Origin of the sequence: Streptococcus sp. KHUD_010 (assembly GCF_040207525.1) — a bacterium.
GTDB classification, from domain to species: domain Bacteria; phylum Bacillota; class Bacilli; order Lactobacillales; family Streptococcaceae; genus Streptococcus; species Streptococcus hominis.
On the sequence record NZ_CP157941.1, the window covers coordinates 1,228,033 to 1,244,130 of the forward strand.

8 protein-coding genes are annotated in these 16,098 nt (G+C 39.5%); all 8 read right to left on the minus strand.

Annotation, left to right across the window (positions count from 1 at the left end; all coding sequences use genetic code 11):
- Positions 1-23: 23 nt before the first annotated feature.
- The 8 genes from ABKA15_RS06095 to rexB all read right to left on the minus strand — a co-directional run bounded on the left by ABKA15_RS06095 (position 24) and on the right by rexB (position 16,064).
- Positions 24-224, minus strand: a complete 201-nt coding sequence (locus ABKA15_RS06095; protein ID WP_003025282.1) for a F0F1 ATP synthase subunit C — start codon at positions 222-224, stop codon at positions 24-26.
- A gap of 336 nt (positions 225-560) precedes the next feature.
- Entirely contained in the window at positions 561-2,957 is a 2,397-nt protein-coding gene (locus tag ABKA15_RS06100) for a glycogen/starch/alpha-glucan phosphorylase (RefSeq protein WP_049513645.1), read from the minus strand.
- A gap of 21 nt (positions 2,958-2,978) precedes the next feature.
- Positions 2,979-4,412, minus strand: a complete 1,434-nt coding sequence (gene glgA, locus ABKA15_RS06105) for a glycogen synthase GlgA (protein ID WP_049513647.1) — start codon at positions 4,410-4,412, stop codon at positions 2,979-2,981.
- Positions 4,409-5,548 carry a glucose-1-phosphate adenylyltransferase subunit GlgD gene (glgD, locus tag ABKA15_RS06110; protein ID WP_049513649.1) on the minus strand — a complete coding sequence of 380 codons (1,140 nt, stop codon included), beginning with the start codon at positions 5,546-5,548 and terminating at the stop codon, positions 4,409-4,411. Before glgD ends, glgA begins: the two co-directional genes overlap by 4 nt.
- Positions 5,538-6,680: a glucose-1-phosphate adenylyltransferase gene (locus ABKA15_RS06115; protein WP_049513651.1), complete on the minus strand. Its 1,143-nt coding sequence runs from the start codon at positions 6,678-6,680 to the stop codon at positions 5,538-5,540. The genes glgD and ABKA15_RS06115 overlap by 11 nt, the downstream gene beginning before the upstream one ends.
- Positions 6,681-6,683: 3 nt before the next feature.
- Positions 6,684-8,594, minus strand: coding sequence for a 1,4-alpha-glucan branching protein GlgB (gene glgB, locus ABKA15_RS06120; RefSeq protein ID WP_049513653.1), 1,911 nt, complete (start codon positions 8,592-8,594; stop codon positions 6,684-6,686).
- 520 nt (positions 8,595-9,114) lie between these two features.
- Positions 9,115-12,795, minus strand: coding sequence for a helicase-exonuclease AddAB subunit AddA (gene addA / locus ABKA15_RS06125; protein ID WP_049513747.1), 3,681 nt, complete (start codon positions 12,793-12,795; stop codon positions 9,115-9,117).
- Entirely contained in the window at positions 12,792-16,064 is a 3,273-nt protein-coding gene (rexB, locus tag ABKA15_RS06130; RefSeq protein ID WP_049513655.1) for an ATP-dependent nuclease subunit B, read from the minus strand. The genes addA and rexB overlap by 4 nt, the downstream gene beginning before the upstream one ends.
- Between the last annotated feature and the right edge of the window lie 34 nt (positions 16,065-16,098).

The following is a 16,098-nucleotide window of genomic DNA, read 5'->3' on the forward strand; positions in this document are numbered from 1 at the left end:
TTCTAAAGGATAACTTTCTTTTCTTACTTAATGATGAATGACATCGCAAGTGTTACGAAGAAAGTACCTTCGATAAAGGCAATCCCCATGATCATAAGTGTTCTCAACTGACCAATGATTTCTGGCTGACGTGATGCTGATTTAAATAGATTTGCCATTAAAAACCCTTCAGCGAGTGAAACACCCATACAGGCAAGACATAATCCAAAAAATGTTAAATTCATGATGAATTCTCCTTTATGTTTAAAATTTACTTACTTAGTTTAGTCCTAAAAATTCTTTTTGTCAAATGTTTTTGTCTTTTGGAAACGTTTTATACGGATTTCTTTCAATTTCCAAAAAAGTAGGCTATCCTGAAACAATTGTGGTTGTAGAATAGTAGTAAAACGAACTTGATCCCACTATCAGTTTGTTGATGTGGAAATAGCTATTTCCAATTATCGAATTTTGTTTCCCTATATATATGTATATTATAGGCAATCTTTATCGATTAAATATAGACAAAAACTACAATACACTTTTTCAACAAAGAGGCTGGATAAGTCCCAGCCCCTAGCTTATTACTTTTTCAGGTTCCAAATTTCTTTGGCGTATTGTTCAATCGTATCATCTGATGTGAATTTATCAGACGTTGCGATATTAACAAGGCTCATATGCGCCCATTTTTCTTTGTCACGATAGAGTTGATCAATCTTTTCTTGTGCAGCTACATACGAAGCAAAATCTTCCAGAAGGAAGTATTCGTCATTGTGCGTAATTAAAGCTTCATAAATCTCAGAACCTTCATTTCGGACATTTGGAATAGTTCCGTCCACAAAGCTATCCACCACACGGCGAACCACAGGATTGCTTTCATAAACACCGCGTGAGTAGTAATCATGACGGGCATAATGGTCATAGACTTCGTCTTTGTCCATACCGAAAATTACAATATTGTCATCTCCGACTTCATCTTTGATTTCAATATTGGCTCCGTCAAGGGTTGCCAAAGTAATGGCGCCTGTCATCATGAATTTCATATTAGATGTGCCGGAAGCCTCCTTAGAAGCAAGCGAGATTTGCTCTGACACATCTGCAGCGGGAATGATGAGTTCAGCCAAGCTGACACGATAATTTTCAAGGAAAACAACCTTTAGCTTGCCTTGTAGACTCTCATCATTATTGACAAGATTTACCACTTCGTTGATCAATTTGATAACAGATTTGGCAAAATGATAACCCGGCGCTGCCTTGGCACCAAAAATGAAGACACGTGGCACCATATCTTTATTAGGATTGTCTTTTAAATCCCAATATAGTTTAAGAATATGGAGCAAATTGAGCAATTGACGCTTATAAGCATGAAGCCGTTTCACTTGTACATCAAAAATAGCTTCCGTTGACACTTCCACTCCTGTAGATTCTTTGATGAAAACTGCTAAGCGCGCCTTGGCTTCTTGCTTGACATTATAAAATTCACTCAAAACTTGCCGATCATCTTTGTAGTCTAAAAGTCTGCGAAGTTCATGAATGTCTGTCCGCCAGCCGTTACCAATCAAGCGATCAATCTCATTTGACAATGGTTCATCTGCAATTTGCAACCAGCGACGTTGAATGATACCATTTGTTTTATTATTGAATTTTTCAGGATAAATGGCATAAAAATCACGGAGCGTATCTTCTTTGAGAAGTTCTGTGTGAAGTTTTGCCACCCCATTGACCGAATGACCTCCAATAATCGCGAGATGCGCCATGTGAACTTGGTTATCTTTGACAATCCGAGTGTTCTCAATCACTTGCGGGTCAACGCCACGCGCAGCCATTTCAGAGACATAGCGATTGTCAATTTCAAGGATGATTTGGTAAACACGAGGAAGAACATTTTTAAAGAGTTCCGCATCCCATTTTTCTAAGGCTTCCGAAAGAATGGTGTGATTGGTATAACTCATCGTCTTTACTGTTGCATTCCAAGCATCTGCCCATTCAAGACCGCAGTCATCAAGTAAAAGCCGCATAAATTCTGCTGGTGCTACTGCTGGGTGGGTATCGTTGATATGAACCGATACCTTTTCATGAATTTGCTCTAAAGGCAGACCTTGTTTCCGATAGGATTTGATAATTGTCTGCAAGCCAGCACTGGTCATGAAATATTCTTGAATCAAGCGCAGTTCTTTTCCTTCATAGTTTGAATCATCTGGATACAAAATAGCTGTAATATCCTGTACCTTACGACGTGCTTCAATCGTTGGATATTCTAGCTCATATTCTTCAGGAATTTCAACATCCCATAAACGAAGATTGTTGACAGTATCATTTTCAAAACCAATTTGTGGCACGTCGTAAGGCACCGCACGAAGAGTTTGCGAATTTTCATAAACGGGAAGCATTCGCCCTTCTTTGTTGGCTTGCAGATAGACATTTCCAAAGATTTTAACATCTACAACATCATGATCTTTCCGCGTTTCCCAGACGTTTCCTAGACTACCAAACCAATCATCCGGCAATTCGACTTGATATCCATTTACAATTTTTTGTTTGAAAAGTCCGTAGCGATAGCGGATTCCATTGCCAAATCCCGGATAGCCTGTGGTTGCAAGTGAATCCATAAAAGCTGCTGCAAGACGACCAAGACCGCCATTTCCTAACGCCATATCGCGCTCAGCCTGTTTGACAGCCGTAAAATCAACACCTAATTCGTCAAAGCCTTCTTTGACAACATCGAGGATTCCAAGATTTAGTAAATTGGTTTCCAGCATTCGCCCAGGCAGAAATTCAATCGAAAAGTAATAAGCAATTTTTTGCTTGTCTTCTACTAGTTTGTTTCGTCGTTCCAACCACATAGGAGTGATGTATTTGCGAATCGTACGTGCTAAGGTTTGAAACAGCTCTGTCGGAGTGGCATCTTCTACCTTAATTAACTGTTCTTCATGTAAAATATCTTTAAAATCTTGAAGAAACTGTTCTTTTGTTAGTTCCATTTCTGAATAGCAAACTCCCTTCTATGAATAAAGAGATTGGTACAAATGGCTATAGGCCTGACTAGCGGTGTCCCATGAGAAATCACGCTCCATAGCTTGCTTTTGAAGCGACTGCCATGCTTCTTTATCGTTATGATAGAGACTGACAGCCATATCAAACGTCCATTTCAGCCAGTAGCCTGAGAAATTATTAAAGCTAAATCCAGTTCCTGTTCCTTCGTAGGCATTATACGGTTGAACGGTGTCACGCAAGCCACCAACTTCATGTACGAGAGGTAAGGTTCCATAACGCATGGCCATCATTTGGGACAATCCACATGGCTCAAAGCGACTCGGCATTAAGAACATATCACAAGCTGCATAAATTTCTTGCGCTAATTTCACATCAAAAGTGATGTTGGCAGATAATTTTTCTGGATAAGCTTGACTGAACCAAGCAAAGGATTGCTCAAAAGACGGGTCTCCTGTCCCTAAAAGAACGATTTGTACATCATCTTGCAATAAATTGTGCAACTGATCCACAATCAAATCAAAGCCTTTTTGCCGAGTCAAACGAGATACAATTCCTACCAAAGGCACATCGTCTCGCACAGGCAGACCAACTTTTTCCTGCAAAGCACGCTTATTTGCTAACTTACCAGATAAGTCATCCTTATTAAAATGGTACTCCAGCAAATTGTCCGTTTCTGGATTATAAATATCTGTATCAATTCCGTTGACAATACCTGATACTTTACCAGACTCCATCCGTAAAATTTGATCCAAACCGCAACCAAACTCTGGTGTCATAATTTCATGTGCATAACTTGGTGATACGGTTGTCACCCGATCTGCATACAAAATCCCTGCTTTCATCCAATTCAAGCAGTTATTCCAACGCAAGGTACCGTCTGCATAACGCTCATAGCCCACTCCAAACAAATCCCAGAGCATGCCATCAGAAAATTGCCCTTGAAATTCTAAATTGTGAATGGTTAAAACAGTCCGAATACCATGATAAGCCTGAATCCAATGGTATTTTTCTTTCACCAAAAATGGAATCATCGCTGTATGATAATCATGCACATGGAGAACATCTGGAATAAAATCCACTCGCTCCATTAACTCAACAGCTGCCATTTGGAAATAGGCAAAGCGTTCGCCGTCATCAAAATCGCCATAAACATGTCCACGGAAGAAATAGTATTGATTGTCTATAAAGTAGAAGGTCACACCATTTAAAACGGTACGTTTCACGCCTACATATTGACCACGCCAACCGACCTTTACTTCAAAATGGAACAAGTCTTCCATTTGGTCGCCAAACTTTGTATCTACCATATCATAGTATGGAAGAATGACGCCCACTTCATGACCTGCCTTCACAAGAGATTTAGGGAGAGCGCCAATGACGTCTCCCAAACCTCCTGTTTTAGAAAAAGGTGCCCCTTCTGCTGCTACAAATAAAATTTTCATTGAATTCTATCCTCTGTTACTTTTTCACCTTTTTTAATGACAACTGGGTTATCAACCGTTCCTCGAATGGTCACATCTTCAGCAACCTCAACCCCCTTATCTAAAATAGCATACTCAACTACTGCATTTTCACCAATAAGGACACGTGGGAAAAGAATACTGTCTTTTACACGACTTCCTTTTTTAATACGAGTATTACGAGAAATGACAGAATCGCTCACTTCTCCTTCGATAATACTACCAGAAGCAAATTGAGCGTTTGACACTTTAGATCCAACTGCATAATAAGTTGGTTCTTCATTTTTTACTTTAGTATAAATCTTTTGATTTGGAGAGAAAAGAGAGTAGAATTTTTGCGAGTCAAGCATATCAATATTAGCATTGAAGTACGAAGTGACAGAATGAATATTTGCTAAATAACCCGTGTATTCGTAAGCAAATGCTTTTTCCTGAGCAGCTAAATCACGTAAAACATAACGTAATTTTTGAGGAAATTCTTTTTGTGCTTCTATTTCTAACTTTTCAATCAGCCAAGGTGTATCCACAACAAAAATATCTGTTGACATATTGTACAAATCTTGCTGTTCTTTATCATCAAAAAGATGGTGATTTTTCACATGATCTGTTTCATCAATTTCCAAAACAGCATTGACTTCGGAAATTTCTTCTTTTGGTAATTTTTTATAGACAACTGTGATTGGTTGATCAGTTGTACCATGTAAGTGGAAGACTTGGTTCAAGTCGATGTTCACCAAAACATCACAGTTCAATGCTACCGTTTGATCGCTGCCCGAACGTTTTAAGTAGGTCAATAATTGCTCGTAGTATTCTTTACCAACAGTAGAACTTTCTACGCGCGTATTATAAATACCAAGATAGTAGTGACTCAAAAGAGTAGACAGCCCCCATTCACGTCCAGAACGGATATGGTCAAAGACAGAACTAATATTATCTTGTTGGAAAATGCAAAAGACGCTCCGAATCCCTGCATTGGCCAGGCTAGACAACGGAAAGTCAATTAAACGATATTTCCCACCAAATGGCAAACTGGCAACTGGACGATGACTTGTCAAAGTAGACATATCATGAAATCCAACTGTATTTCCTAAAATTGCTGAATATTTATCAATCTTCATCTGATGGTACCCCCACTTTCTCATTGTATCCGATAACTTGTACTTCGTCTGTTCCATCAATTTCTACACCATCAGAAATGATAGCTCCTTCACCGATAATAGCACGTTTGATTTTTGCACCTTGACCAATGATAGCTCCACTCATAACAACAGAATCTTCTACAACTGCATCTTTACGCACTTGAGCTTCCGTAGAAAGAATCGAATGTTTAACTGTTCCGTCTACCAAACAGCCGTCCACAACCAAAGAATCTTCTACATGAGCATTTTCTCCAAGGAAGTTTGGTGGGGAAATCAAGTTACGTGAATAAATTTTCCATTGACGATCTCGGCTATCTAAAGCATTGTTTGGATCAATATATTCCATATTGGCTTCCCAAAGTGATTCAATCGTTCCAACATCTTTCCAATATCCCTTAAATTCATAAGCATAGACACTTTCGCCGGATTCAAGATAATTTGGAATAACATTCTTACCGAAGTCAGACATATCTACATTGCTCTTTTCAGCAGCTACCAGCATATTACGCAGGCGTTTCCAGTCAAAGATATAAATCCCCATAGAAGCCTTAGTAGACTTAGGTTCAGCTGGTTTTTCTTCAAACTCGACAATGCGGTTATTGGCATCTGTATTCATAATACCAAAACGACTAGCTTCTTTTAAAGGAACATCCAGAACAGCTACCGTCAGACTGGCATTGTTGTCCTTGTGAGATTGAAGCATATCATCGTAGTCCATTTTGTAAATGTGGTCACCAGACAAAATCAAGACATACTCAGGATTGATAGTATCAATATAATCAATGTTTTGATAAATCGCATGACTAGTTCCTTCAAACCAACGATTTCCTTCACTTGCTGAATACGGCTGGAGAATAGAAACTCCTGTGTTAATACCATCCAGTCCCCAACTAGAACCATTCCCAATATGACTATTCAAAGCTAATGGTTGGTATTGAGTAATGACACCAACATTATGAATTCCTGAATTGGCACAATTGGACAAAGCAAAGTCAATGATACGGTAGCGTCCACCAAATTGTACTGCTGGTTTGGCAATACTTTGAGTGAGTTTTCCAAGACGTGTTCCTTGCCCACCGGCAAGAATCAAAGCTAGCATTTCATTCTTCATTTGTTACTCCTTTTTTGACTTTTTACTTACATTTGCTGATTTCACACGACGTTTAATCTTCCAAATACTTGCCCCTAATGCTGGCAAAGTAAAGGTCAACGTCTGAGGATAATCCTTCCACAAGCCTTCTTGAGACTGAACCGTTTGATTGTGCTCTTTCCACACACCTCCCCATTCTTCTAATTCCGTGTTCCAAATTTCTTCATATATGGCTGATACCGGAACACCAATGGTAAAGTCTTTGCGCTCTACCGGAGCCATATTAAAGACGCAAACTAACATATCTCCCTTGTCATTTTTCCGAATAAAGGAAAGCACACTTTGATCTGTATTATCCGCATCAATAATCTCTAAACCGTCCCAACTCAAGTCATTTTCCCATAAAACACGATTTTCTTTATAAAGCTGATTGAGCTGAGAAGTGAAATGCTGCATCTTGGCATTCATATCATCAGCCAAATCACGCCATTCCAAAGATTCTTCGCATTTCCACTCTAAGAATTGTCCCCATTCACTACCCATGAAAAGTAATTTTTTACCTGGGTGACATATTTGGTAAGTATAGAGATTTCGCAGACCAGCAAATTGATTGTAGCGATCTCCCCACATCTTATGCATGAGACTCTTCTTACCATGCACCACTTCGTCATGAGAGAATGGCAGTAAGAAATTTTCAGAGAAAGCATACATAAAACTAAAGGTTACTAGATTAAAATCATACTTGCGGTAAATTGGATCTTCTTCGTAGAAGCGCAGAATGTCATTCATCCAGCCCATGTTCCACTTGTAGTCAAATCCAAGACCACCCATTTCTACCATACCTGTAATCTTTGTATCACTCGTGCTTTCCTCTGCAATCATCATAACATCTGGATGAGCCAGTTTGATAACCGTGTTCAAGCGTTGAAGGAAGTAATAGCCTTCGTAGTTGCGATTACCACCGTCTATATTTGGTTGCCATGGACCACTATCATAATCTAGGTAGAGCATGTTGCTAACAGCATCCACACGGATTCCGTCTAAGTGATAAAAGTCAATCCAAAACTTGATACTAGAAATTAAGAAAGACTGCACTTCATTCTTTCCTAAGTCAAAATTGAGAGCGCCCCAGCCGTAATTATGGGCACGGTCATGATCTTGATACTCAAATGTAGGTGTACCGTCATAATAAGCCAAAGCATCATCATTGATAGTGAAATGTCCTGGCACCCAGTCTATGATTACTCCAATGTTATTGATATGACATTCTTCAACGAAATCACGGAATTCTTCTGGCGTACCATAAGTATGTTCAAGAGCAAAGTATCCCATCAACTGATAGCCCCAACTCAATCCAAGCGGATGCGCCATAAGAGGCATGAATTCCACATGCGTATAATTCATTTTGACAAGATATGGAATGAGTTCATCTTTTAATTGGGCAAATGAATACGGGGTCCCATCTTCGTTTTTCTTCCAAGATCCTGCATGAGCTTCGTAAATATTCACCGGTCTAGAGAAAAATCCCCAACGTTTTCTGCGAGCCAACCACAGACCGTCTTTCCATTTCTTTTCAGGAATTGTTCGAACAACAGCTCCTGTGCCAGGGCGTTTTTCAAAATAAACTGCCAGCGGATCAATTTTCAAAATTTCTTGCCCGCTACTTCGTTTGATGTTGTATTTGTAAATGTCTCCTTCCTTAGGCAAATCCGTAAACACTTCCCATACGCCACCTTCATTACGTGCCATAGGGATTTGATTTTCATACCAGTCGGTAAAGTCTCCAATCAGATGCACACTCTGAGCATTCGGTGCCCATACACGAAATGTATAGCCACTGTGCCCACCTACTTCATCTTGATGAGCTCCCAAATAGTGCTGCAAATGGAAATTTTCACCTGTGGTAAAAGTTCTCAATGCTTCTTGTATATCCATTCTATCACCTCGCATTGTAAGCGTTTTCTATATTTCTATTTTACTATTTTTCCTATTGCTTTTCAAGTAAATTTCCATTATTATTACAAATAATTCTCAAAACCGAACATTTCTTCAAACAATGCCCACTATTAGAAAAAATAACTAGATTTTGTTAGAATTTTAAACTTTTCATTCCATTCCTACTAAATAGCCGATAAAAGAGTGAAATTTTTTTAAATGAAAATTTTCATAAAGGTCTAGACAGCTTTACAAAAAAGGCCGCACAAAGCCGCCTTTTGATTTAGTTTATAAGATTGAATCGCAACAACAGGATATAATTTCAAATATCATTCCTCCATCGTCTGGTTACATATTAGTTTACCGTATTTTTCTGAAATTTTCAATAACTTTTTCTAAAAAATCAGCTAATTTGTGAACTTTTTTATTTTTTGCAACTCAAATATTCGGAAATAGAGGATTCTATTTTTGTAAAAAAGAATTAGGAGCATTCATCAGCCCAATTCTCTAAAAATCATATCTAGTCTACTTTTACTACTTGAAGTTGAACTCCGCCTAGCAGCACTAGATATTTTTCTATTTTTTCAATACCATACGAACGACGAAGAGCTTCAGCATAAAGTGATAATTGTGCTTGGTAGCGATCCACTAATTCACTTGGATTTGTATATTGATCTGTCTTATAATCAAAGAGAACGATACGATTAGCCAGTCGGAGATAACCGTCCAAAATTCCACGAACTACAAAATCCTGTCCGCTCGCTTGATCTTGCTTTAACATAGCAAAAGGAGCTTCACGATAAACTTTATCCGCCTGCTTCAAGAGCAGTTGACCAAGCTCTGTCTCAAAGAAACCAGCTATCTTTTGCAAATCAATCTTCTTTTTGACAATTTCTTCTGCCTGCACCTGTTTTAAAACTTTTCTCAAAATAACTATCGTAGGGGCTTGATCCAAAGGAATACGCTGCATCAGTTCATGGACAGCACTACCGATTTGCGCTCCTGTAACAGGGGCTTTTTTAGCAAAGTCTGGTAGTTCAAAAGAAGTTTTTCCAATAAAATCTGGAGTTTTTTTCTCCATAATTTCAACGCCGTCTGTATCCATGACCGGTTCATAAAATTTCTTGATTTGGCTCGGTGTCCGAACACTTGGCAAATGGATGGCAGCTCGATACTGAGTATTTAGCCTGTCCACATTTTCCAAAATATCCAAAGCCCTGCGAATATCCTCAGACTGGCGATTGTGCGCTAAGTTCTCCTCCACAATCGGTTCCTTTAGCTTTAGCTGACCTATTTTCTCACTTGTTAAATCGCTATCCGTCACAAATCGGGTTGAAAAGGTTAAGTCATCATTCTTAAAGACGGTTTGCAAAGCCCAAATCCAGTCTTGAAAACTTGTCATAGTTTGCCTAATGGAGGCTGCTAAACGACCATTTTCAAGAACAGGGAAGGTCTTTTTCTCCAAGCTTTCTTGACGACCTTTGCCAACCAGATATAGCTTTCTTTCTGCCCGCGTCATAGCAACATAGAGCAGACGCATTTGCTCAGAAATACTTGCCAAATGAATCTCACGCTCATTTTGCACATAAGGAAGAGTATCGATAGACAAACGAACATGATTAGGCGTCAACTTATCAGTTACATCTACCGCTACGTCCGCGACATACTTGATACCGACGCCATTTTGACGACTGAGAATCAAAGCAGAGCTGCTATCCTTACGATTGAAGGCTTTATCCATATTAAGCAAAAAGACATATTTAAATTCCAAACCTTTGCTCTTATGAACTGTCATCAGGCGGACTGCATGTTTCGGAGCCGCAACGACGACACTTGCCAAGTCATTTTGAGTTTCTAAAATCTTATCAATCATCCCGATAAAACGTGACAAGCCTTTAAAACTCATTTTTTCGTAATCATTTGCTCGCAAGGTCAGGGCATAAAGATTTGCCTGACGTCCCGCTCCATTTGGTAGGGCTCCTACATAGTCATAATAAAAGCGGTCTTGATAGATTTTCCAAAGCAAATCATAGAGCGAATTTATTTTTGCAAACTCTCGCCAATCTAGCAGTATTTCTTGAAACTGCTGGATTTTCTTTAAAAGAGGAGGTGTGATGAGTTCGGGATGTTGACCGTGTCCACTCAAAGCGTTTTTCAATTTCTCATAGAGATTTTCCTGATGAACAACGTGATTAGCTTCAGTCACTTTTTTTTGCAAGGCCAAACGAGCCAATTCATCCTCAGTAAAGGTGAACATTGGTGACTTTAGAAGTGCCACCAAAGCGTAATCATTGAGCGGATTGTTAATCGTACGCAGGGTATCCAACATCACCATAACTTCTACAGATTGCAAATAATTATCCTCGCCACCGTCTGAAACGACTGGGATATCGTATTTAGCAAACTCAGCTAAAATCACATCATTGCGCGTACGCGAAGCTGTTAGCAATGTCATATCTTCAAATGGGACATTTTCCTCATTGTGCAAACGAATAATCTCTTTGATAACCAGCGCCACTTCTCCCGCAGAAACAGAAGAAACATCCTTATCATTTTCCTCATTATTCGTCTCAAACGTTCCGTCATAAATGAGAAACTCCGTCTGATATTGTGGATTTGGTGCTTTTTTAGCAGGATTTCCAGCTACCAAATAATGCGTTTCATTGTAATCAATTTCTCCCACTTCCTCATCCATGAGACGTTTGAAAACGTCATTCGTGGCTTCCAAGACTTCCACATGACTGCGGAAATTCTCTTTCAAAACAATCAATTTCCCTTGCTGGCTATCGTCTTGATACAACTTGAACTTATCATTAAAAATCTGTGGATCAGCCTGACGAAAACGATAAATAGACTGCTTAATATCCCCCACCATAAAACGATTATGTCCATTTGATAACAGTTCTAGCATACGTTCTTGCGTGTGGTTGGTATCCTGATACTCATCCACCATGACTTCATGATATTTTGTCCGATAAAAGTGGCGCACATCAGGAAATTCTTCCAAAATCTGAATAGCAAAATGACTGATGTCTGCAAACTCAAACGCATTTTCTTCTTTTTTGCGGTTCAAATAACTTTCAACAAATGCTTTCATAAACCGTTGTAAGACAAGCAGGATTTCCTTTGCTTCCTCATGATAGGTCACTTGAAATTCAAAGCGATAAAATTGATCTGCCAAATCTCGTAAAACTTGAATTTTTTCTTTGCGCTTTTCATTATAGGTGTTGATGATTTCTTTTAATTCTTCTTTGCGTCCGCTGTTTGTCAAGGCTTTGCCATTGCTTGCGCGTGAAATCTCTACAATTCTATCAAGTGCTGTGAGATAAGCTTCCTCAGAGGACTGTCCTTGTAAGCTTGCCAGACAATCAAGCACGCTCTGAACATTTTCAAGGTATTTTGCTTTTGGAAATTCCTTGGCTTCATTCGCCAAATGATAATGGAAAAAATCTTCTAGGTCATAAAGAGCTTCTTTTATTTGTGCTAAAAGTCGCGCTTTTTCTTCTTGGAAATCCGCACGCTCATAGCCTTTCAAAAAGTCTTTTCCCAACCATGCTATTGGACTACTGGTGGATTGCAAAAAAGCATAAATCTTATAAACCTGCTCTCGAAAACCGAGCAAATCTTTTCTTTGACCGGTAAAGTTTTTGACTAATTTTTTAAATAAAGCAGCCTGATCAGATTGATAGAATTCTTCAAAAACTTGCTTGAAAACTTCATTTTGCAGCAATAACTGCTCACTTGCGCTTTGTAAAATGCGAAAATTCGGCGCCAATTCTAGGAGATAACCATATTTATTTAGGACTTTTTGGGTGAAAGAGTCCATGGTACCAATGTCAGCATTCGGAATATCAGCTAATTGCTGTGCCAAATGCTGTTTGAGTTCCTCATCGCCTGTTGCCTTCAAAGCCTTGGATAACTCTTTCTCCAAGCGCTCTTTTAGCTCACTTGCGGCTTTAACGGTAAAGGTCGAAATGAAGAGCTGGTCAATGCGAACTCCTCGCAGAATTTGGTCAATAATCCGTTGCACCATAACAAAGGTTTTTCCTGATCCTGCAGAAGCAGACACAAGAATATTTTGACCGGAGAAGTAAATGGCTTCGATTTGCTCTGGTGTACGTTTTTGAGCTTTGTTAGACTGGGCTTCTTGGTCCTGCAAAGTATAGATTTCTTCCTGACTCAAAAATGGAATCTGTCTCATTTTTCTAGCTCCTCCTTCATCTTTTCTATCCATGCTTGACGCTTCTTTTCACCTATCGGGTGACTATCTAACTTAACCAAATGGCGGGCACTAGAGAGGTGAAGATTCGCTTCAAAACCTGTAATGGATTTGTATTGTTCCACAAAAGGCGCAATACTTCTACCATTTTCCGTATAAGGATTGATGTTAAAATGCCCTGCTAATATCTGCTCGGCAGCACGACGGTACAAGAGTGCATTATAAGCTAACAATGTCTCCAGCTCCTCTTGACTCAACAGATTCACTTTCTTTTTATCGTACAAACCATTCAGCTGACGAGCCTGCTCAGACAAGAACAGACCTTTGTATTCTAGATTCTTCATTGCTTCTTTGACAGCGTCGCCTTGCGACTTCGTCTTGGCTAAAGGCACAAGCGGATTGGTCATCTGCAAATACATGGCACCAAAAGTCTGTACTTCATCATTCGCCCACTTTTCTTGCTTCAACGCCATTAGATATGTAGGCAATTGAGAATTTAGACCATTGAAAAATTTTTGAAAATCAAAATTTGTGTCACTTGATTTATAATCCACAATTCCCAGACTCCCGTCACTTCTCAATCGGTCAATGCGGTCAACTTTCCCTCGAATTTGAAGATTGCGTCCGTCTGACAAGGTTAGAACATTTGTTTCTTCCTGTCCGAAAACAGCCTCTTCTTGAATGGTTTCGACTAAATCATTTCTCTCTAAAACCTGTCCTGTCGCACGCGCGGTGTCCAGCAAAACTTCGTGAGCAAATAATGCTTCTGCATTTTCTGTATAAAGAGCTTCAAATTCCGCTTCCTGACTCGCTTCTTGAATGGCTTTTTCTAGACGATGATCGAATGACTCACTAGACTGCTCTTGCATAACTTTTTCAAACACACGATGCAGAAAATTTCCATGACTGCGCGCATCTGGATGAATCGTCATTTCTTCCTGCAAAGCCAAGACGTACTTCAAAAAATAAGCATATTGATTGCGATAGAATTCTGTCAAAGCTGAAGTAGATAACTGAAATGCTTGATGAGGCGGATAAAGAACTTGTAATGTCTGCGTTGACAAGGTTGCTGTTTCAAGACTTGACGTTACATTAGGAATCGAAATACCTTCGCTTTCCAATTTTTTGCGCAAAACCCGTACGGCGACTGACCAAAAAGTTTGCTCTTTCTCAGTCAGAGAACGCTCCCGATCAATATCTCCTTGGTTCAGCTCAATAATTCTTGCCAACAGAGCTCGATAAGTTCCAATATCATCACTTGTTACCTGCGGACGCTTCACTTCAATAGGCAGCCCAATTGGTTGCTCATGCAATTCTAACAAATATGGAGAAATATTGTTCTCTATTTCATTGACAATCTGAGGAGTAGAGAGCACCAACCTCTCTGTTGCAGCATTCAGAAGTGACAAAGCGACAAAACGATTTTTCTGGAGATTTTCCTGAGCAGCAATCAGCAACTCCGAATGCTCATCAGTTGCTTCATTTAATCGTAATCGGTCTTCGTCTGACAAAAGGCTCTTGTTTTGCGTAATTTTTGGAAAATAGTCTTGAGTCAAACCAACAGCATAGACAAAAGGACTTGACAAAGGCTCAATCAAATCATAAGACTGAACAGCCACAACATCCACCGTTGCTGGAATAGTCCGATAATTGGATAACAGCATTCCCGACTGCGCTAAAGTCAAAAAATCATCTAGTTTGACCTTGCTGGCTGAAAAGACGCTAGCAAATTGTTCCAAAACATGGCAAAAAGCCTTCCAGACTTCTTCTTGTCTTTCTTGGTCTTGCGGATTCGTAGAATCTACCAAAGAAGCAAAATTCTGAGAAAAAGCAATCTCTGTCAAAAAGTGATGAAATTTCTGGAGCAGACCTGTCGCTGTTTGACTGCGAGATTTGAAAAATTCCAAGAGCGGAGTGACTATTTTTTTTCTTAGTTGATTGATGTGAATCAAGTCAAATTTTTGATGCTGATTGTGAGTAAAATCTTTAGAAAATTTACTAATCCCTTTTACATCCGCAAAGCGAATATATTGCTCAAACAAATCCAGCTCTTCTTGCGTTAAACGACCATAAAGACCTGTCTTCACAAGGTTGAGCAAATCCTCCGTCCGAAAATTATAGCGTTTCAAACGCACTAAAGATTCGATAAATTGCACCAAAGGGTGATGTGCCATAGACTCGCTTCGCCCCAGATAAAAGGGAATTTGATACTGATCAAAAATCGTCTTTAACTGCAAACGATAGGCTTCTACATCTCCCAAAAGAACGCGAATATCCTTGTAGCGAGCACCGTCATGAACTCGCTGGCGAATGCTCTTTGCCACATATTCCAGTTCTTCTTTTTGATTGACAGTCGACCAAATCTGTACATGCGAACGGTCTTGCTCCGTCAGCTCTAGCTCAACATCTGAGAAATCATAGTGGCTTTCTAGCAGTTTTGAAATCTTTCCAAAAGCATCATCTAGCTGTATTGACAATCTATATTCAGGTTTCACCTTATATTTATCTGCCAAATGGCGCAAGAAATCCACGCTAGCCTGATAGAGATTGCCCTCTCGAAAAGTCGCACGATAAGCTTTTTCACTTGCATAAACACCAATGACGATTTCCACACCTTTACGATGTAGCAGCTCTACCAAATAAGCTTCCTCAGCAGAAAACCGTGTAAAACCGTCAATGACCAAAGCCAATCCTTGCAATTCTTTATCTACATCAGCTGCTATAATGTGATTGGCAAAGGCCATGATATTTGACTCAGAAGTAAATTCACTCTGATTCAGCTGATGCGTAACAGCTTGTAAAATCTTGATTAAATCTGCTTTTTTCTCACCTTCATCCAAATAGTCCAAGTCTGCAACAGTCATTTGAGCTTCTTGCAACTCATGATAAAGCTCAACCAATTGCTGAATAAACTGCGCATCCGTCCGAATGCCGCCGTACACCTGTAAATCATGCTCTTCCATTTCAGATAAGACCTTATAAAAGAGCATTCCCAAACCAATATCGTCTAATGGTCTGCCTTGCTGCACATCATTGAGGACAAAATAACGCGCCATCTGCGCAAAACGTGTCACCGTAATGGCAAATGAAGCACGGTTTTCTAAAAGACGCAAAACGGCTCTTTCCTTTTCAAATGAAAGAGAGTTGGGTGCAATATAAAACACGCGCTTGCCTGCTTGTGCTAAACGCTCTGTTTCTTCTGTTAGAATGTTTGTTAAGGGATTGCGAATATCCGTATAAAGTAATTTCATGAGCATCCTTTTTGTCAAAATATAGTCCTATTAT

Excerpts from the sequence above, each read along its gene's own strand:
- ABKA15_RS06095 (WP_003025282.1), bottom strand. The coding sequence starts at position 224 with ATGAATTTAACATTTTTTGGATTATGTCTTGCCTGTATGGGTGTTTCA.
- glgB (WP_049513653.1), bottom strand. The coding sequence starts at position 8,594 with ATGGATATACAAGAAGCATTGAGAACTTTTACCACAGGTGAAAATTTC.
- glgD (WP_049513649.1), bottom strand. The coding sequence starts at position 5,548 with ATGAAGATTGATAAATATTCAGCAATTTTAGGAAATACAGTTGGATTT.
- ABKA15_RS06100 (WP_049513645.1), bottom strand. The coding sequence starts at position 2,957 with ATGGAACTAACAAAAGAACAGTTTCTTCAAGATTTTAAAGATATTTTA.
- rexB (WP_049513655.1), bottom strand. The coding sequence starts at position 16,064 with ATGAAATTACTTTATACGGATATTCGCAATCCCTTAACAAACATTCTA.
- ABKA15_RS06115 (WP_049513651.1), bottom strand. The coding sequence starts at position 6,680 with ATGAAGAATGAAATGCTAGCTTTGATTCTTGCCGGTGGGCAAGGAACA.
- glgA (WP_049513647.1), bottom strand. The coding sequence starts at position 4,412 with ATGAAAATTTTATTTGTAGCAGCAGAAGGGGCACCTTTTTCTAAAACA.
- addA (WP_049513747.1), bottom strand. The coding sequence starts at position 12,795 with ATGAGACAGATTCCATTTTTGAGTCAGGAAGAAATCTATACTTTGCAG.